The organism is Bradyrhizobium sp. DN3 (assembly GCF_041357655.1).
In the GTDB taxonomy this organism is placed as follows: domain Bacteria; phylum Pseudomonadota; class Alphaproteobacteria; order Rhizobiales; family Xanthobacteraceae; genus Bradyrhizobium.
Genome location: NZ_JAULLN010000001.1, coordinates 622802 through 640392, shown reverse-complemented (window position 1 = coordinate 640392; position 17591 = coordinate 622802). Strand labels below are relative to the sequence as shown.

Below are 17591 nucleotides of genomic sequence, written 5' to 3'. Positions count from 1 at the left end.
TCCCATGACCCAGCGTTTCGACGTGATCCTCAAAGGCGGCACCGTGGTCAACCAGGACGGCGAGGGCCTGCGCGATATCGGCATCACGGGTGGCCGCATCGCCGAGATCGGCACGCTGTCGCAAGCCCGCGCCGCGGAGGTGATCGACTGCAAGGGCCTGCACATCCTGCCCGGCGTGATGGACACGCAGGTGCATTTCCGCGAGCCCGGGCTGACGCACAAGGAAGACCTCGAGACCGGCTCGCGCAGCGCCGTGATGGGCGGCGTCACCGCCGTCTTCGAGATGCCGAACACCTCGCCCCTCACAGTGACGGAAGCCGAATTCACCGACAAGGTGAAACGCGCTCGTCACCGCATGCATTGCGATTTCGCCTTCTTCATCGGCGGCACCCGCGAGAACGTGCAGGACCTGCCGGTGCTGGAGCGCGCGCCGGGCTGCGCCGGCGTCAAGGTGTTCATTGGCTCCTCGACCGGCGCGCTGCTGGTGGAGGACGACGAGAGCCTCCGCCGCATCTTCCAGGTCATCCGCCGCCGCGCCGCGTTCCACGCCGAGGACGAGTACCGCCTCAACGACCGCAAATCGCTGCGCATCGAGGGCGATGCGCGCTCGCATCCGGTCTGGCGCGACGAGACCGCGGCGTTGATGGCGACGCAGCGCCTCGTCAAGCTCGCGCATGAGACGGGCAAGCGCATCCACGTGCTGCACATCTCGACCAAGGAAGAGATCGAATTCTTGCGCGACCACAAGGACGTCGCCTCCTGCGAAGCGACGCCGCATCATCTCACGCTGGCCGCGCCCGAATGCTACGAGCGGCTCGGCACGCTGGCGCAGATGAATCCGCCGGTGCGCGGCGCCGATCACCGCGCCGGAATCTGGCGCGGCATCGAGCAGGGCATCATCGATGTGCTCGGCTCCGACCACGCCCCGCATGCGCTGGAAGAGAAGCAGAAGACCTATCCGGCCTCGCCCTCCGGCATGACCGGCGTGCAGACGCTGGTGCCGATCATGCTCGATCACGTCAATGCCGGCCGGCTGTCACTGGCACGGTTCGTCGATCTCACCAGCGCCGGACCCGCGCGCGTCTACAACATGGCCTGCAAGGGCCGCATCGCCGCCGGTTACGACGCCGACTTCACCATCGTCGACCTGAAGCGCAGCGAGACCATCACCAACCAATGGGTCGCATCCAAAGCCGGCTGGACCCCCTATGACGGCGTCCGCGTCACCGGATGGCCCGTCGGCACCTTCATCCGCGGCCGCCGCGTGATGTGGCAGGGCGAGCTGGTGACGGCCTCGCAAGGTGAGCCGGTGCGGTTTCTGGAGACGCTGAAGGCGTAGGCCGCTCCACACTCGATGTCGTCCCGGCGAAGGCCGGGACCCATAACCACAGGGAGACGTTTGGCGAAGACTAGTCGTTGCTGGGCCTTCCCTCGGTACGAATACCTACGTCCACCGATAGATCACGCGGTATGGATCCCGGCCTTCGCCGGGACGACATTGAGGAAGCATGGGAGAGCATTCTATGACTCAACCCCTCATCACCACCGAGCAACTCGCAGGCATGCTCGGCGATCCCAACCTTCGCCTCTACGACTGCACGACCTACAACGAGCCGGTGCCGCCGGGCAGCGACGTGCCGTATCGTGCGGTGCCCGGCGATAAGACGTTTGCGGCCGGCCACATTCCCGGCGCCGATTTCCTCGACCTGCAAGGCGAGTTCTCCGACACCTCGTCGCAACAGTTTTTCATGATGCCCGATGTGGCGAAGCTGGAGGCTGCCTTCGGCCGGCATGGCCTCGACGCATCCAAGACCATCGTGCTCTACAGCATCGGCACGATGATGTGGTCGACGCGGTTCTGGTGGATGCTGCGCTCGCTCGGCGTCGATGCGCGTGTGCTCGACGGCGGTTTCGACAAATGGAAGGACGAGGGGCGGCCGGTCGAGAGAGGTGCGCCGAGGGACTATCCGGCCGCGACGTTCAAGGCCGCGCCGCGCCCAGGCTATTTCGTCGACAAAGACGTCGTGAAGGCCCGGATCGGCGATCCGGCGACCGTTATCGTCAACGCGCTCGGTCCGCAATTTCATCAAGGTCTCGAGCCGAGCCGCTACGGCCGGCCCGGCCGTGTGCCGGGCAGCGTCAACGTCCCAGCGGCGTCGCTCACCAATGCCGACAAAACGCTGACGACACTGGCCGATGCCGAGGCCAAATTTGCGGCCCAAGGCGTTACGCGCGACAAGAATGTGATCCTGTATTGCGGCGGCGGCATCTCGGCGACGATCGACCTGCTCATGCTGACGCAGCTCGGCTATGATCAGCTGACGCTCTACGACGCCTCCATGGGCGAGTGGGCGCGGGATTCTGAACTGCCGATCGAGACGGATTAGGGGTTTACTTACCCTCCCCTGGAGGGGCCCCTCCAGGGGAGGGTAAAGAGAGCGCCGAGTAAGAATGTTGGGAACCTTTCGTTTAGGCCTGCATCCAATGTCCGGAACGAAGCGAAACAAGCAGGTGACAGCCATGCAACGGACCGCAGCCGGCCTGTCCGCCGGCGTCAGGACATTGGAAGCCGAGCTGATCGACCGGGCGCGGGGCCGAGACGAAGCCGCCTTGCGCGAGATCATGCAGGCCAACAACCGCAGGCTCTATCGCCTCGCGCGCGGAATCCTGCGCAGTGACAGCGAAGCCGAGGACGTGGTGCAGGAAACCTATGTCCGGGCCTTCACCCATCTCGACGGCTTCCGGGGCGAGGCCGGGTTGTCGACCTGGCTGTCGCGCATCGCCATCAACGAGGCGCTCGGCCGGGTGCGCAGCCGAAAGCCCGATGTCGAGCTCGGCGCGATACCAGATGTCGCGCTCGACGCGCAGATCATCAAGTTTCCCGTTTCTCCCGCAGGTGATCCGGAAAGGACCATGGCCCAACGTGAAATCCAGCGCGTGGTCGAACGCGCCATCGACGAGTTGCCGGATGTCTTCCGCATGGTGTTCGTCGCCCGGGTCATGGAAGGCATGAGTATCGAGGAGACCGCCGATCTGCTCGCCGTCAAGCCCGAGACCGTGAAGACGCGGCTGCACCGCGCCCGCACTATGCTGCGCGAGAACGTCGAGAAGGAGATCGGCCCGGTGGTGATGGATGCGTTCCCGTTCGCCGGGTGGCGATGTGAGCGCTTGACTGAAGCAGTGCTGAAGCGGCTCGGCTTCGGCAGCTAAAGTTTTCGGGAACGTTTGCGCGAAATGCCCATCCAACTCCTGTGAAGCAACGCGCCGGCCCAAACGTCCGGCACCACAGGAGTATCAAGCCATGTTCTTCCGATCGAGCGCGGCGATCGCCGCAGCCGTCCTGCTGTCGAGTCCTGCGCTGCTGCAGGGCGCTCGCGCAGCCGACAAGCCCACCGATCCGCAGATCGCCCATATTGCCTACACCGCGGGCGTGATCGACATCAACGCGGCCAAGCAGGCGCAGAAGAAAGCCAAGAACAAGGACGTCAAGGCGTTCGCCGAGGACATGCTGCGCGACCACGAGGCCGTCAACAAGCAGGCGCTCGCGCTGGTCAAGAAGCTGAACGTCACGCCTGAAGATAACGACACCAGCCGGGCGCTGTCGAAGCAGGCGAGCGACAAGATGGCTGAGCTCGACAAGCTGAGCGGCGCCGCCTTCGACAAGGCCTATGTCCAGAACGAGGTCGCCTACCACAAGGCGGTCAATAGCGCGTTGGAGACCCAGCTCATTCCGTCCGCGAGCAATAACGAGCTGAAGAGCCTGTTGCAGACCGGCCTGAAGATCTTCCAGGGCCATCAGCAGCACGCCGAGCACGTCGCGGCCGAGCTAAAATAGGAGGATGACATGAAGCCGGGACGCCTCGCGTCGATCGCGTTTGCGGTCATGGTCCTGTCAATGGTCGTCCCGGCGCGTGCGGCGACCATTCAAATCACGATGGACAATCTCGTGATCTCGCCGGCCGAAATCTCGGCCAAGGTCGGCGACACCGTTGAGTGGATCAACAAGGACATCTTCGCCCACACCGCCACCGCGACCAACGGCGATTTTGACGTCCCTCTGCTGCCGAAGAAGTCGGCGACGTTCGTTTTGAAGAAAGCGGGAACGGTCGATTACTACTGTCGCTATCATCCCAATATGAAGGCGACTCTGAAAGTCGAGCCCTGATGCCTGGGCGTGCATTCCCGATCGCATCGGAACGTCTCCCGGTCATCGCCAGACTAATTCTTGTCCGCGTTCAATCGCTTCCATGCGATAAATCGCGGCAGACTTCGCGAGCACTTGGCAAAGTCACATCCGTCAACTGGCCCCGTCCCGTGGCGGGGTCATTTTTCGCAAAGGGTTATTGCCTGGAGAGGCTGACCGAGAACTCGCCGTTGCGGATGCGGCCAGGAAAGCCCTCGACGAACTTCGCCACCGCGTCCTCGCCGTAGGTGCCGACGAGTTCGGCAAAGGCCGCGAACAGGCTCGCCTGCGCCAGGCAGTCGCCGTCGACACCTTCATGGCGCGCCTCGGCCCATGCCTCATTGAGATAGCTCAGTGCGGCCTGCTTCTGCTCGTGATCGGGCAGTGGCGCGCGGGCGGGGGCGTAGGAAATCGGCTGGCTCATGAAACTCGATCAGGGCTGGGGCGCGATCCACGGCGATGCGCTGTGCGAGAGGTGTAGCACGGGCGTTAACGACCGCTAGGCCACATCTTTAAGAACGGTTAACGGCTGTGAACAAAATCGATGACAGGGTTCCAGCCACTGGTCATTCCGGGGCGCGCTGCGCGCGCCCCGGAATGACCAGTGGAGAGAGCTCAGTTCGCGTAGCGCGCCGTGAGATCGCGCGAGATCTTCGAGCCTTCCTCGATATAGCGGCGGATCGCCACCGTCGCCGCGGGCGTGCAGCTCCGATAGGTCTGCTGGAAGCCGTTATAGCCGCGGTTGAAGCCGGCGATCATGCGGGTGCGGCGCTCGCCGGAGGGGGTTTCGGCATCGATCAGCGCCTGCATCTCGTTGCGCCATTTGTTGCCCTCGTTGGACCCGCAGATGCCGCGCAGATAGTGCAGCCCGCCGAGGATCTCCGCCAGCCGCTGCAAGTCGCCGTCAAACGGCGCTGCCCCCTCCTGGGCCCTCGTGGGCGCGGAGGCGCAGGCGAGAATCAGGGCAAAAATGGCCAGAAATCGCGTGGACATCGGCCCGGTGTATGCCCCGTCGAGGCGGTGGAAGCAAGGCGGGGCGGTCAGGACCCAATTAGCCGGGCGGCGGACTGGATGACGTCCTCCAGTCCCCCGGTGAGCTTGAGGTCGCCGAGGCCAGCGACGGCGTCCGGGGCGATCCAGCGGTAATCGTCGAGCTCGTCGTTCAGAACGGGTTCGTTGGCCACCCAGCGGGCGGCAAAGGACATGATCAGGTAATGACCGGCTCCGGCCGCAGCCGGCAGCACCTCGCGCCAGCCGGCGAGACCAATGATCTCGATGGCGAGCCCAGTCTCCTCGTCGACCTCGCGCAGCAGGGCCTGGTGTAGCGATTCGCCGAACTCGACCCGGCCGCCGGGCAGCGAATAGAACCCTTTTGCGGGCGAACGGGCGCGGCGGGTCAGAAGCACCTTGCCGTCGCGAAAAATCGCGGCACTGACCGCGATCTGGGGGTGAGCAGGCTGGACCGCCGAAACCACGGGTCAGTTCGCCATGATGGTGTCGATGTCGGCTTCGGCGCCGCCATTGATGATGCCGCCGCAGGCCGCGATCAGCGGCTTGACCCAGGCCGTGGCCTGCTCGGCGAGCCGGACGCGCGTCGTGTCCTTCTCGACCTCGCGCATGGCCGAGCCGACCGCGGTCAGGATCGAGGTCATGGTATCCGTGATGTGGTCGAACTGGGCGCGCACGTTGGGATCGGCCTTCTCATAGGCCTCGATGGCGAGGTCGCGCGCCCTGAAATTCGACGCGGTGAAATGCTCGGCATAGGACAGTGGCGTCCAGGTCAGAAAATCTTCCGCGCATTCCGGCATGTCGGGGACCATTTCCAGCAGCATCACGGCTTCATTGAAATGGTTGAGATAGTCGGTGGCAAGCCCGGTCCGCGGGTTGATGTTGGCGACGCGCAGCCGCGCGGCCCAGGCGGCGGCCTCGGGGCCCGTCTGTACATGCGTCCGCGCGGGTTGGGAGACCGTTGAGCTCATCGGCCGCAGTGTTAACGTTCGGGGTTAAAAGGACCTGAACGGACCCTATATAGATACCCCAGGATGTGTGGACGCTTCGTCATAACTTCGGCCCCCGCGGCTTTGCGGCAACTGTTCGGCTACATTGAGCAGCCGAATTTCCCGCCCCGGTACAACGTCGCCCCGACGCAGCCGATTCCGGTCGTGCTGATCGAGAACGGCGCACGCCATTTCCGTCTGATGCGTTGGGGCCTCGTGCCGGGCTGGGTCAAGGACCCCCGCGGATTTACGCTCCTGATCAACGCCCGCTCCGAGACGGCGCTGGAGAAGCCCGCCTTCAAAAAGGCGGTTCGCCGCCGGCGCGGCCTGATCCCAGCGGACGGCTATTACGAGTGGAAGGCGGAGGGTGGTCGCAAGCAGCCCTTCTTCATCCACCGCGCCGACGGCGCGCCGCTCGGCTTTGCCGCATTGTTCGAGACATGGGTCGGGCCGAACGGCGAGGAACTCGACACCGTCGCGATCGTCACGGCGGCCGCAGGCGAAGACCTCGCCGCGTTGCATGACCGCGTGCCCGTCACCATTAGCCCGCGCGATTTCGAGCGCTGGCTCGACTGCCGCAGCGACGAAATCGACGCGATCCTGCCGCTGATGACCGCCCCGCGCATCGGCGAGTTCGCTTGGCACCCGGTCTCCACCCGCGTCAACCGCGTCGTCAATGACGACGAGCAGTTGCTCTTGCCGATCAGCGCGGAGGGGATGGAGGCGGCGGCCGAGGCGGTGAAGCCCAGGAAGGCGGTGCGGAAGGTTGCTGCTAGCCCGGCGGATGACGGGCAGGGCTCGTTGTTCTAGCTGCGGTGCCGTAGGGTGGGCAAAGCGAAGCGTGCCCACCATCGTGTATCGAGCAAGCAGATAAATGGTGGGCACGGCGCGTTGCGCCTTTGCCCACCCTACCGCAGCGGTGCTTTAAACAACCTCTCTTGCCCGCAGCGCTGCGATCTCCGCCGCATCGAACCCGAGTTCGCCGAGCACCGCATCCGTATCAGCCCCCAGCTCAGGCGCCATGCGATCCAGCTTGCCGCCGCCATGGGCGAGCTTGAACCCGCTGCCGGCAAAGCGCAGGCGGCCGTAGGGCGTGTCCAGCTCCTGGATCGCGCCGCGCGCCTTGATCTGCGGGTGGTCGATCACCTCCTCGACCTTCCAGATGCTGGCGCAGGGCGCGCCGGCGTCTTCCAGGATCGTCTCCCATTCGCGCGCCGGCTTGGCCGCCAGCGCTTCCTCGATGATGGCGCGGAGCGCGCCCTCGTTCTCGTTGCGGGAGAACCAGTCGGCAAAGCGCGGATCAGTCAGCGTATCCTCGCAGCCGAGTGTGCTCATCAGCGCGCGGTACTGCTTCTCGTTGTTGACCGCGAGCAGAATGTGGCCGTCGCTGCATTTGAACAGGTTCGCCGTGGTCCTGCGGCTCACCGCCTGGTTGCCCGAGAGTGTTTGGCGATGGCCCGCTACCGACCAATCTGCGATCTGGCCCGAGAGGAACGCCATCGTCGCCTCCAGCATGGAGACGTCGATGAGCTGGCCCTTGCCGGTGCGGTCGCGCTGATACAGTGCGCTCGACACACCAAATGCAGCGGTTGCGCCCGACAGCACGTCGCACACCGCAAAGCCCGCGCGCGTCGGTCCCGTCTCGGGATGGCCGGTGATCGCCATGATGCCCGACAGCGCCTGCATCTTGCCGTCATAGCCGGGCCGCAGGCGGTCCGGGCCAGTCTGGCCGAAGCCTGATACGGCGCAATAGATCAGCTTCGGATTGATCGCGGATAGCGCCTCGTAGCCGATGCCGAGCTTGTCCATCACGCCGGGGCGGAAATTCTCCATCACGACGTCGACGGTCTCTGCGAGCTTCTTCACGATCGCGATCGCCTCCGGCTTCTGCAGATCGATCGTCAGGCTGCGCTTGTTGCCGTTGATGGCCTGGAATGCCGGCGCCAGCCCGCGCTCGGCCCATTCGCGGCTGAGCGGCGTGCGGCGCATGTCCTCGCCCTCGCGCCGCTCGACCTTGATGACGTTGGCTCCTAGCAGCGCGAGCTGATAGCTCGCATAGGGACCGGCCAGCACTTGCGTGAAGTCCAGGATCTTCACGCCCTCGAACGGTCGCGTCACGTCTCTCTCCCTTTTTCTTCGTTATCGGAGGACGTCAGGCGGCGCGGTTGCCGCGCGCGATCTCCTTCTGCTTGTCGAATTCGGCGCGGCGGCGCGCCAGCTCTTCCGGCGAAAGCTGCGCCACGTTGTTGTAGTCGAGCTTCCAGGAGGCATCCTCGCTCCAGCGCAGCGGCGATTGCATCGTCGTTTGCGGGCCGCTCGCGGTCTCCAGCAGTCTTAGCGCGAGCTCGAGTGTCTGCGCCTGCGAGCCGACATCATGTGGCTTGCCGGCGGAATTGCCGAGCGGGAAATCGGAGAACAGGAAGCGCGGCACGGCGGCGTGCTCGACGATGTCCTTGGCGCAGCCCATGATCACGCTCGGAATGCCGTTCCGCTCCAGGTGCCGCGCGACCAGCGCGGTGGTCTGGTGGCAGACCGGGCAGTTCGGCACCAGCACGGCGACGTCGACCTTGTCGGCAAGACAGCGCGCCAGGATATCCGGCGCGTCGGTATCCAGCGTGACCCGATGGCTGCGGTTGGTCGGGGCGCCGAAGAAGCGCGGCGCGACCTCGCCGATCCGTCCTGCGGCGCTCGCCTTCAAGAGCTGCGGCAGCGGAAACCAGGTGCCGCTGTCGGTGGCCGAAGTGTGCTTGCGGTCGTAGCCGATGTGCGAGATGCGAAGGTCGTGCTCTGTCGACGTGTCGCCGTCATAGACCTGGTAGAATTTCGCGCTGCCGTTATATGCCGCGCCAGGCCCCTGGTCGCCCTTGGCCGGATCGAACGGCGCCGCCGTCGTGATGATCGTCACGCGCGACTGCGCCAATGGCTTCTTCAGCGGCTGGAACGGTGCCTCCGTGTAATGCGCCCAGCGATACGGCGTGGTGTAGCCGATCGCCGCGTAATAGTCGCGCGTGCGCTGCATGTAGGGCACGGGCGAATCGTAGTCGGGCGCAAAGCCAAATTCGTCGTCGCGCGGAGCGGACATGGGCGCGTCTCCTGGTTCTTGGTTAGGGCCCAGACTAGAGATAGTTTTCGAGTTGCTCAACGGGGAGTGGGTGGCGCAGGCCAGAATTGCATTGCGCAATGGCTCGCCGCGAAGCAGGTCCGCTCCCTCGCCCCGCTTGCGGGGAGAGGGTTGGGGTGAGGGGGAGTCTCCGCGAGGAAGGTGACAGTGGAATTCGCGGAGGCTCCCCCTCACCCGATCGCTTCGCGATCGACCTCTCCCCGCAAGCGGGGCGAGGTGAAGAAAGCCCTACCTGAAAATATGCAGAGCCGCGTATTGCAGGAGCATGATCGCCTTGGCATCGATGATGCGGCCGTCTGCGATCATCGCCAGCGCCTCGTCGATGGAAAGCTCCAGCACCTCGATGTCCTCGCCCTCGTGTTCGAGGCCGCCGCCGTCGCTGACCCGCATCTCCGGCTCGTATTCGGCGACGAAGAAGTGCAGCTTCTCGGTGATCGCGCCGGGGCTCATGAAGGCCTCGAACACCTTGTGGACGTCGTGCAGGCGATAGCCGGTTTCCTCCTCGGCCTCGGCGCGGATGCGCACCTCGGGGGCGGCATCGTCCAGCACGCCGGCGGCCGTTTCGATCAGGAGATCGTCGTAGCCGCGGATATAGGCCGGCAGGCGGAACTGGCGCACCAGGATCACCGTGCGCCGCGCGCGGTTGTAGGGCAGCACGGCTGCGGCGTTGTCGCGCTCATAGGTTTCCCGGTGCTGCGTCTGCCACTCGCCATTGGCGCGCCGGTACTCGAACGTGGTGTTCTTCAGCGGGGTCCAGTTGTCCGAGAGCACGCGGACGTCCTTGATGCGGACACGGTCGGAAATGGTCATGGTTCGATCTCAGTTGCTTGGAGTCATCGCGCGGCCGTCGAGCCACTTCTGGAACATCACCGAGGTGGATTCCTCGTAGCCGAGCGATTGGTAGAACGCATTGGCCTGCGCGTTTTCGCGGCGGACCAGGAGCTGGAGCTTGAGGATTCCGGCCGCCCGCAGCCAGTCCTCGGCCGCTGCCATGATGACGCGGCCGTAGCCGCGCTTCTGGCTATCGGGATCGACCGCGACGTAATAGACCCAGCCGCGATGGCCGTCATGGCCGACCATGATTGTGGCGACGATCGCGCCATTGTCGCGGCCGAGCAGGACCGTCGAGTTGTCGCGCCGCCGCGCCAGCGCGATGTCGGCATGCGGATTATTCCAGGGCCGGGTCAGGCCGCAGCGCTGCCACAGCGCGACGACGGGCTCGATGTCGGAATCCGTGATGGCGGCGATCGCGAGCGGAGCAGGCGGGATCGACGCTCTCACAGCACCTTCCCCGGATTCATGATTCCCAGCGGATCGAGCATCGCCTTGATGGACCGCATCAGCTCGATCGCGGTCTTGTCCTTCACCTCGGGCAGCTCGTCGCGCTTGAGCACGCCGATGCCGTGCTCGGCCGAGATCGAGCCACCCATGCGCAGCACGATCTCGAACACCACCGCGTTCATCTCGTGCCAGCGGGCGAGGAAGTCCGCACTGTTGGCGCCGACCGGCTGGCTGACATTGTAGTGCAGATTGCCGTCGCCGAGATGGCCGAACGGCACCGGCCGCGCCCCGGGGATCAGCTTCACCACGGCGGCATCGGCCTCGGCGATGAAGGCAGGCACGGCCGCGACGGGCACGGAGATGTCGTGCTTGATCGAGCCGCCTTCCGGCTTCTGTGCCGCCGACATCTCGTCGCGCAGCTTCCAGAAGCCGGCACGCTGGGTGAGGTTGGCCGCGATCACGGCGTCGTCGACGATCTCCTCTTCCATGGCGCGGGTCAGGATCATCTCCAGCGGCGTGCGCGCATCCTCGCTCGGAGAGGACAATTCCATCAGCACGTACCAGGGATGCTTTTCTGCGAGCGGATCGCGCACGTCGATGCCGTGGCGGATCGAGAAATCGACCGCCATCTGCGACAACAGCTCGAAACTCGTCAGCGCATTGGCGGCCTCGCTTTGCGCGATCGTGAGCAGCTTGAGCGCCGCCGCCGGCGACTTCAGCCCGACAAAGGCGGTCTCGATTGCGCGCGGCTTCGGAAATAGTTTTAAAGTCGCCGCCGTGATGATGCCGAGCGTGCCTTCGGCGCCGATGAAGAGGTTGTGCAGATTGTAGCCGGTGTTGTCCTTCTTCAGCTTCGACAGCACGTTCAGCACGCGCCCGTCGGCCAGCACCACTTCCAACCCCAGCGCCATCTCGCGCGCGACGCCATAGGCGAGCGCGGCGGTGCCGCCGGCATTGGTCGAGAGATTGCCGCCGATGGTGCAACTGCCTTCGGCACCCAATGACAGCGGAAACAGCCGGTCGACCTCCGCCGCCTTTTGCTGCGCGATTTGCAGCACGACGCCGGCCTCGCAGGTCATGGTGTTGGAGGCGGTGTCGACCTCGCGGATCTTGTCGAGCCGGCGCAACGACACCACCACTTCGCCATTGTGCGGCGTCTGCCCGCCGACGAGCCCGGTGTTGCCGCCCTGCGGCACCAGCGCGATCCTGTGCGCGGAGGCGAGCTTGCAGATCTCCGAGACCTCCGCCGTCGAGCCCGGACGCAGCACCAGCGGCGAGCGGCCGTGGAAGAGGTTGCGCTCCTCGGTGACGTAAGCCTCGATGTCGGCGGTATCGGTGATCGCGTGGCGCTCGCCGACGATCTTGCGAAATTGTTCGATCAGATCGGGCGCAAGCGGCAGGGTGGCGGACTTATTGACGTTCATGGTGTTGTCTCTTCTCAAGCTTCTTATCGCGCAACCGCAGCCCGACGCAGCCGGTCGTTGATCGCTTCGCCGAGTCCTTCTTCGGGGATCGTCATCACGGCGATCGCGCGTGGCCCTCTGGCATCGAGGGCGCGAAGATAGCCGAACAGATTGGCCGCGGCTTCATCGAGATCACCGGCGGGCGACAAATTCATGACAGCGGCGGCGGCATCAAGGCCAGGCGGACGTGCCGGGCCGAAGGCCAGCAGCGCTTCGCCCGGCGCGACCTCGCGCGCATTGAGCCGCACGGCCGCGCGCGGCGCGTAATGCGAGGCCAGCATGCCCGGCGCCAGCGGCTGGCTGTCCTCGCTCTCGGCCTCCGCGGGCGGCCGCGCCAAGGGCGCGCCGAGCACCGCCTCGATTCGCTCACGCGACAGCCCGCCGGGGCGGAGCAGCATCAATGTCTCGAAGCAGCCGACGATCGTCGATTCGACGCCGACCTCGACGGGCCCGCCGTCGACGATCAGGTCGATCCGCCCCGCAAGGTCGCTTTCGACATGGGCGGCCAGCGTCGGCGAGACATGGCCGGAGATATTTGCGGACGGCGCCACCACCGCCCCGCCAAAAGCGCGCAGGATCGCCTGCGCCACCGGATGAGCGGGGATGCGGATCGCGACCGTGTCGAGGCCGGCGGTAGCGAGATCGGCCACCGGGCAGTCGTCCGTCTTCGGCACCACCAGCGTCAGCGGCCCCGGCCAGAACGCCTCCGCGAGCTTCAGGGCGCGTGCATCGAACCGGCCGATCCGCCGCGCGGCGGCAACGTCCGCGACATGGGCGATCAACGGATTGAACGCGGGCCGCCCCTTGGCGGCGTAGAGATGGGCGATCGCGGCGGCATTGGCGGCATCCGCCCCGAGCCCATAGACTGTCTCGGTCGGAAACGCGACCAGCCCGCCGGCCGTGAGCGTCCGGGCCGCGGCCGCGGCGGCAGCCTCTCCGGCCGGTAAAATCAGCGTTTCAAGACCCGTTTTCACAGGGATAAAATTCCTCAACTCGGCCGCTTGCGGTGCGCCAAACCCGACGCTATAAGCCGCCTTCTTGTCGGAGTGTGGCTCAGCCCGGTAGAGCACTGCGTTCGGGACGCAGGGGTCGCAGGTTCGAATCCTGCCACTCCGACCATTCTAAAGCATTGAAATGCTTTAGATTTTCTTTTTGCTTCTTTGCTCAACCTGAGCGCAGGGTACAGGTTGGGGTACAGATTTAGCAAATCTCGGCCTGCTCACTAAGAAAAATTAGAACTGCATCGCGAGTTTCTCGCCGCATTTGTCTTGTGTCTCATCTTTTAGGCGGCCCTTCTGGCATGCCGTGCGTGTTGCACGCAGGGCGCTCAGGTCGTGCTCTACCTAGCTCATGGATATGGGACAAGGCGCATTTGCATTTCAATGAGCGCATCGGTCTGTCGCCCTTGCTTGAATTCGGGCAAACGGCGTTTGCTTTTGTATCTGTAATCAGGCCTTCCAATTGTGCGCTTCTACGCCCTTCACACCTGCATCCTGTAGAAGCTTGTAGATCTCAGTGATCTTCTGCGTCCCCTGGCCCTTGCATATCGTCATGAACAAGCGCTCGCGAGCGCGAGACGCTGCTACGAAAAAAGTTGAGTGGCCCTCGGTAGGATTATTCTTGAAACTCCACCATTGCTCGTCGTCTAGACCCAGTAGCACCACGATGTCGTATTCGAGCCCCTTGCTTTTCGTGATTGTCATCAGTGGGACCTGATTGTCTCCGCGGTAGCGGGACAGCATGTCGCTCCACCTAGCGCCGCCGCATTCGAGAAGAAACGCTTTGGTCGCGGAACGAATGCGGTCGAAAAAATCGCCTTGTAGATACTGCGGAGCCAATGCCTTCAATGACCCTAAACCGAAAAACGCCTCGATCTTATCGATGCAGGCTTCGACTTGGGACTTTTCGACCGTGTCGTCAGGTTTCCCAATTTGGTTTTGAACGTGGAATTCGCCAAGCTTTGTGGAGATGTCCTGCATGCCCTCGGGGTCTTCATTTGCTAGGATGCCCTCCATCCCAGCATAGTGCTCAAGCACTCGGACCCATGCACCGCCTCCGCGCCTTCGCGAAAGCAAATCTAACGCATCGACGATAACCTGTGCGTAGGGTTCGGTCATCAAGTCTTGAATCGAGGCGCCACCTACGTCACGGTCTTCGTTGCGGAGAGTGACCCCTAGAGCGGCTAGCTCCGGGGTAAGCTTCTTTTCCCACTCGCTAGCTTTTTGCCGGACCAAGAGACCGATATTCCGTGCAGATGTCCCCTGGCCAAGCTCGGATTGAACAAAGGACGCTAAGGCTTTCGACTCGCTGTCTGCATTAGGACTATAGATTACGGCACAAATTTTTTCGGGAGGAAGATTCGGCGCAGGGCGAGCAGCCTTGAAGTCCGGCTCATTCGGGGCAAGCCTGTTCTTCAACGTATTCAAGATTTCGACGATCCGGGCGTTACTTCGATAATTTAGTTGAAGGGCGATGTGCCTCTCGCCTTTAGGCGCTCCCCCCTTGAGAAAGTCCCTCTGAAAAACGCCAAAGCTGTCGGCCTGTGCACCGGCCCACCCCATGATCTTCTGTTTGTCGTCCCCGACGGCAGTAACGACGGTCTCGGAGTCGCCAAAGATCGACTTCATCAAGCCATATTGAACGCTGGTGGTGTCTTGGAATTCGTCCATAAAAACGTGACTATAAGTCGCGAGAAACGCATTCTTAATCTGAGGATTGGTATCGACGATTAGCTGAGCCAATCGACCAATTAATGGGAACGTCAGTGACGCTGGCTTCCTCGTGATCGATTGTCGAATGTACACCAATTGCACGAACGCCGCTGCATTCGGTGCAATCAGCGGGTGCAACGTGACATCATTAATAGCCAGATTGAAATCGCTTTGAGCGACGCCCAAAATTTGGCTTCGCGTTGGATTTCCGTTCAGTTCCTTCGCCACCCAGTGCGCAGCATGATTGGGATCGGACAGGCCGTCGGCGGAAGAGCGCAAAAATTCGTTGAACTGATCTCGAGTTAGTACGCGGCTGATCTCATAGCCGGACGGAATGGCCCATAAGTCCGGTAATGCTCGAAAAAAAACGATCCAGAATGATCTTCGCGAAAGCGTCGAAGGTCATCGAATCCAAGCGGTTTGCTTGCTCCTTCGCACATCGACGTTGAAATCGTTCGCGAAGATTCTTTGCGGCGTCGCGTTTGAAACTGATAGCTAGTATTCGTCGTGGGTGAACACATGCTCCAGTTTGCAGGAGATACACCCCGCGTTGGCCCAACAGTTCGGTTTTGCCTGCACCCGGCCCAGCAGTCACCAACGTATTGCCTGTCGCGCGAACGGCATCCATTGCATCCGGTTCGAGGCCTTGTATGCCCACCGGCTTCCAATTTTCCGGATCCACGAGGCCTTGACCGGTCACGGTAAGGGCCCCGCGAGCTGACCGGCGACTCTCTCGACCAGACGCTTCAAGACGGGAGGACAGTCCTTTTTCAGCGATGCATCGTCCAGTTGGGCCAGGGCTCCAAGATGAGCAGCGGGCTTCCCGCGTGCGCCCAAGAAAAGGTAGGCATACCATGGAAATAGAGCCATGTACGGGCCTCCCTCATAAGGATCACTTCCAAAGCCATCCGAACCAAGGACACGCTCTGCAGCAGCCTTCTGTTTGTCTGCTTCGTTCGGCTTCTGTGGTCCTCTGGCTCCTTCCGGCAACTTTTTATAAGCATCTGGAAATGCGTGGAGCATGGCCATATCGAGATCGAGCGGCCATGAGAAGAAGACGCCGTGATGTTCGAAGCAATCGGCCCAACTCTTTAGATTTTCCAGCGTCCAGGAACTGGCCCAATCCGTCTGCCGCTTCCACGACTTTGCCGTCGCGACGTTCTTTTTGTCGGCCTCTGATTGATCGGCGACATAGCTTTCCATCGCTTCCGCGATCGCTTTGACTTGTAATGTGTCGCCGCTGCTGCGACCGAGATCAAAGTCCAACAAGGTGCTATGTGGAATACCTAGCTGGTGCACGAGCCGCCAAAAATGCTGGATATACCGCCCACCAATCGGAACAATCGCAACAAAAGAGCGATCGATAGGGACGCCCAGTGCCTCTGCAAGGCGTGGTAGTACGATCTCTTCAGACGCTCCCTCCCCAAAGATGGCGTGCCGGGCGAAGTATATCTCCGGGTGAGCGCGAACTGCTTCTCGAACGAACTTCGCGGCTTCGTCTCCATCGTCGGGAAGCTTCAGGGCCGATGCCAGTGAAATGCCTGTCGCGGGCTGGCGACGCAAATGCCGCAGTGATTTGGGGTCTAGTCTTCCTACAATTGAGGGAGAATGACTGGTCATCAAGCCTTGAACGCGAGGCGTGACCGTCAGCGTTTTGAGTTCAGTTATCAGTCGCGCTAGAAAGTATGGCGCAAGATGATTTTCAGGCTCCTCGAAGGCAAAAATCGTTAACGCTGGAGCTCGCATGAATTCAGCGGCAAACGGCGGTTTCTTCCCAGCCTTTACCTCAGCTTCTAGCGACAACTTGAAGTCCAATAGCGATTTAACTAGCGCGAAATGAAACAGCGAGCGTTGGCCGTCGCTTAAATCCTCGATGCCCAGAGCGCGTCCGGTTGCATCAGGTTCGAGCACGACGGTCGCGGCCCGCACGATTTGTTGGAAATCCGGGGGCATGATCGCAAGACGGGCTGTCGTTTCGGTGTCTGCCGCTTCTAGTTCAGTCCAACAGCGGTCGATGGCCTTGTTCACGCGCAGCAGCGCGTCTTCTTTGTCTAGCGCTGCCCCGGCTTCCTCCACTAATCTCTTGATCTTCGCTTCATCTTTCCAAATGACAGACTGCATTAAACTGCGGCCGAGACTTCTTACTGTCAGCTTGGTGAGTGCGGTCACGTCGCGCGATGCTGGAATGTAACGAACCGCAATGGCTGCTCTGTCCGCCGCATTCATTTTGTGTTTGATCGTGGTGTCGGTTGGTTCTCCAAATGGCACCTCGGCCGAGGTCAGCAGCCAATAGACGTCTTCTTCAATGATTCCGTCGAGTGTGCCGGACGATTGCCACGTTGCTTCCAGTCGGATGCGCGCAATAGGTGTTTTTCCCTGACCGTCTACGATCATGTTCTTGAAGCTAGCTGGAACGGTGCTTTCGCTTTCTTTTGCCCCCTGTGCGAGTTCCGGAAACGAGATCAGAACCTCGACGTACGCTTTTCGAAGAGCGACGCTATCGATAGTTTCTCCGGGCGGAACAAAGAAATCCGCGGGGCGCACGTTACGTTCGTCGCGCGTTTCCCCGAATAACCGCTGCAGCGCTTCTAGCAGCGCGGATTTGCCCGAGCCATTCCGACCAATGAGGGCGGTAATCTCGGGGTCGAGCGAAATGACCACAGGTTTGGGATCTGGCTTTTCGTCAGTGGCTAGATCGGACGAACCAAAACAGCGGAAATGCCAAAGCCTCAGTTCGTCGATCTTCACATGGACCTCCGCTCACGTAATCTAGACGTCACGATTATCGATACGGCTTGGAATGGCCGTCCAATTGAGCGTGCAACCTAAGGGAGG

At 62.5% G+C, this 17591-nt stretch carries 19 protein-coding genes and 1 tRNA gene; 7 read left to right on the top strand and 13 right to left on the bottom strand.

The window, feature by feature from the left end; all coding sequences use genetic code 11:
• Positions 1-4: 4 nt before the first annotated feature.
• The 5 genes from AAE027_RS02960 (at position 5) to AAE027_RS02940 (ending at position 4165) form a co-directional block, all read left to right on the top strand.
• On the top strand, positions 5-1339 hold the full coding sequence (locus AAE027_RS02960) for a dihydroorotase (protein ID WP_370984881.1): 1335 nt from the start codon (positions 5-7) through the stop codon (positions 1337-1339).
• Positions 1340-1523: 184 nt separating this feature from the next.
• Positions 1524-2387: a sulfurtransferase gene (locus tag AAE027_RS02955; protein ID WP_370984882.1), complete on the top strand. Its 864-nt coding sequence runs from the start codon at positions 1524-1526 to the stop codon at positions 2385-2387.
• Positions 2388-2520: 133 nt separating this feature from the next.
• On the top strand, positions 2521-3210 hold the full coding sequence (locus tag AAE027_RS02950; RefSeq protein WP_370984883.1) for an RNA polymerase sigma factor: 690 nt from the start codon (positions 2521-2523) through the stop codon (positions 3208-3210).
• Positions 3211-3301: 91 nt separating this feature from the next.
• Positions 3302-3835, top strand: coding sequence for a DUF4142 domain-containing protein (locus tag AAE027_RS02945; protein ID WP_091892570.1), 534 nt, complete (start codon positions 3302-3304; stop codon positions 3833-3835).
• Positions 3836-3844: 9 nt separating this feature from the next.
• Positions 3845-4165 carry a cupredoxin domain-containing protein gene (locus tag AAE027_RS02940; RefSeq protein WP_370984884.1) on the top strand — a complete coding sequence of 107 codons (321 nt, stop codon included), beginning with the start codon at positions 3845-3847 and terminating at the stop codon, positions 4163-4165.
• 175 nt (positions 4166-4340) lie between these two features.
• On the opposite strand, the gene AAE027_RS02935 is transcribed toward AAE027_RS02940, so the two are convergent.
• The 4 genes from AAE027_RS02935 to AAE027_RS02920 all read right to left on the bottom strand — a co-directional run bounded on the left by AAE027_RS02935 (position 4341) and on the right by AAE027_RS02920 (position 6162).
• Positions 4341-4607, bottom strand: coding sequence for a hypothetical protein (locus AAE027_RS02935; RefSeq protein ID WP_091892566.1), 267 nt, complete (start codon positions 4605-4607; stop codon positions 4341-4343).
• Positions 4608-4798: 191 nt separating this feature from the next.
• Positions 4799-5176, bottom strand: a complete 378-nt coding sequence (locus AAE027_RS02930; RefSeq protein WP_091892564.1) for a TIGR02301 family protein — start codon at positions 5174-5176, stop codon at positions 4799-4801.
• A gap of 47 nt (positions 5177-5223) precedes the next feature.
• Positions 5224-5658: an NUDIX hydrolase gene (locus tag AAE027_RS02925; RefSeq protein ID WP_370984885.1), complete on the bottom strand. Its 435-nt coding sequence runs from the start codon at positions 5656-5658 to the stop codon at positions 5224-5226.
• A gap of 3 nt (positions 5659-5661) precedes the next feature.
• The gene (locus tag AAE027_RS02920) at positions 5662-6162 is read right to left on the bottom strand and encodes a hypothetical protein (protein ID WP_370984886.1); all 501 of its coding nucleotides are present in this window, start codon (positions 6160-6162) and stop codon (positions 5662-5664) included.
• A 63-nt stretch (positions 6163-6225) separates the two neighbouring features.
• Here AAE027_RS02920 and AAE027_RS02915 point away from each other — a divergent pair, with 63 nt between their 5' ends.
• The gene (locus AAE027_RS02915) at positions 6226-6990 is read left to right on the top strand and encodes an SOS response-associated peptidase (RefSeq protein WP_370984887.1); all 765 of its coding nucleotides are present in this window, start codon (positions 6226-6228) and stop codon (positions 6988-6990) included.
• A 114-nt stretch (positions 6991-7104) separates the two neighbouring features.
• Here the strand turns inward: AAE027_RS02915 and AAE027_RS02910 are convergent, their stop codons facing one another.
• From AAE027_RS02910 to AAE027_RS02885, 6 genes are all read right to left on the bottom strand, one after another.
• The gene (locus AAE027_RS02910; RefSeq protein WP_370984888.1) at positions 7105-8298 is read right to left on the bottom strand and encodes a CaiB/BaiF CoA transferase family protein; all 1194 of its coding nucleotides are present in this window, start codon (positions 8296-8298) and stop codon (positions 7105-7107) included.
• A gap of 34 nt (positions 8299-8332) precedes the next feature.
• A complete protein-coding gene (locus tag AAE027_RS02905) occupies positions 8333-9262 on the bottom strand; it encodes a glycine reductase (RefSeq protein ID WP_370984889.1) in 930 nt (309 codons plus the stop codon).
• A 267-nt stretch (positions 9263-9529) separates the two neighbouring features.
• On the bottom strand, positions 9530-10111 hold the full coding sequence (locus tag AAE027_RS02900; RefSeq protein ID WP_370984890.1) for an NUDIX hydrolase: 582 nt from the start codon (positions 10109-10111) through the stop codon (positions 9530-9532).
• Positions 10112-10120: 9 nt separating this feature from the next.
• Complete coding sequence (locus tag AAE027_RS02895) at positions 10121-10582, bottom strand: GNAT family acetyltransferase (RefSeq protein ID WP_370984891.1); 462 nt, start codon at positions 10580-10582, stop codon at positions 10121-10123.
• Positions 10579-12006: an FAD-binding oxidoreductase gene (locus AAE027_RS02890; protein ID WP_370984892.1), complete on the bottom strand. Its 1428-nt coding sequence runs from the start codon at positions 12004-12006 to the stop codon at positions 10579-10581. Before AAE027_RS02890 ends, AAE027_RS02895 begins: the two co-directional genes overlap by 4 nt.
• A gap of 23 nt (positions 12007-12029) precedes the next feature.
• Positions 12030-13019, bottom strand: a complete 990-nt coding sequence (locus AAE027_RS02885) for an L-threonylcarbamoyladenylate synthase (protein WP_370984893.1) — start codon at positions 13017-13019, stop codon at positions 12030-12032.
• Between the two features lie 68 nt (positions 13020-13087).
• Here AAE027_RS02885 and AAE027_RS02880 point away from each other — a divergent pair.
• Positions 13088-13164, top strand: a tRNA-Pro gene (locus AAE027_RS02880).
• 329 nt (positions 13165-13493) lie between these two features.
• Here the strand turns inward: AAE027_RS02880 and AAE027_RS02875 are convergent.
• The 3 genes from AAE027_RS02875 to AAE027_RS02865 all read right to left on the bottom strand — a co-directional run bounded on the left by AAE027_RS02875 (position 13494) and on the right by AAE027_RS02865 (position 17504).
• A complete protein-coding gene (locus tag AAE027_RS02875) occupies positions 13494-14984 on the bottom strand; it encodes a 3'-5' exonuclease (RefSeq protein WP_370984894.1) in 1491 nt (496 codons plus the stop codon).
• Positions 14985-15075: 91 nt separating this feature from the next.
• Positions 15076-15456 carry a UvrD-helicase domain-containing protein gene (locus AAE027_RS02870; RefSeq protein ID WP_370984895.1) on the bottom strand — a complete coding sequence of 127 codons (381 nt, stop codon included), beginning with the start codon at positions 15454-15456 and terminating at the stop codon, positions 15076-15078.
• On the bottom strand, positions 15453-17504 hold the full coding sequence (locus AAE027_RS02865; RefSeq protein WP_370984896.1) for an ATP-dependent nuclease: 2052 nt from the start codon (positions 17502-17504) through the stop codon (positions 15453-15455). Before AAE027_RS02865 ends, AAE027_RS02870 begins: the two co-directional genes overlap by 4 nt.
• Positions 17505-17591: the final 87 nt, after the last annotated feature.

What these genes read in the sequence shown, in the direction of transcription:
- AAE027_RS02940 (WP_370984884.1), top strand. Translation starts at nt 3,845, where the DNA reads ATGAAGCCGGGACGCCTCGCGTCGATCGCGTTTGCGGTCATGGTCCTG.
- AAE027_RS02935 (WP_091892566.1), bottom strand. Translation starts at nt 4,607, where the DNA reads ATGAGCCAGCCGATTTCCTACGCCCCCGCCCGCGCGCCACTGCCCGAT.
- AAE027_RS02950 (WP_370984883.1), top strand. Translation starts at nt 2,521, where the DNA reads ATGCAACGGACCGCAGCCGGCCTGTCCGCCGGCGTCAGGACATTGGAA.
- AAE027_RS02945 (WP_091892570.1), top strand. Translation starts at nt 3,302, where the DNA reads ATGTTCTTCCGATCGAGCGCGGCGATCGCCGCAGCCGTCCTGCTGTCG.
- AAE027_RS02915 (WP_370984887.1), top strand. Translation starts at nt 6,226, where the DNA reads ATGTGTGGACGCTTCGTCATAACTTCGGCCCCCGCGGCTTTGCGGCAA.
- AAE027_RS02905 (WP_370984889.1), bottom strand. Translation starts at nt 9,262, where the DNA reads ATGTCCGCTCCGCGCGACGACGAATTTGGCTTTGCGCCCGACTACGAT.
- AAE027_RS02890 (WP_370984892.1), bottom strand. Translation starts at nt 12,006, where the DNA reads ATGAACGTCAATAAGTCCGCCACCCTGCCGCTTGCGCCCGATCTGATC.
- AAE027_RS02960 (WP_370984881.1), top strand. Translation starts at nt 5, where the DNA reads ATGACCCAGCGTTTCGACGTGATCCTCAAAGGCGGCACCGTGGTCAAC.
- AAE027_RS02930 (WP_091892564.1), bottom strand. Translation starts at nt 5,176, where the DNA reads ATGTCCACGCGATTTCTGGCCATTTTTGCCCTGATTCTCGCCTGCGCC.
- AAE027_RS02900 (WP_370984890.1), bottom strand. Translation starts at nt 10,111, where the DNA reads ATGACCATTTCCGACCGTGTCCGCATCAAGGACGTCCGCGTGCTCTCG.
- AAE027_RS02920 (WP_370984886.1), bottom strand. Translation starts at nt 6,162, where the DNA reads ATGAGCTCAACGGTCTCCCAACCCGCGCGGACGCATGTACAGACGGGC.
- AAE027_RS02955 (WP_370984882.1), top strand. Translation starts at nt 1,524, where the DNA reads ATGACTCAACCCCTCATCACCACCGAGCAACTCGCAGGCATGCTCGGC.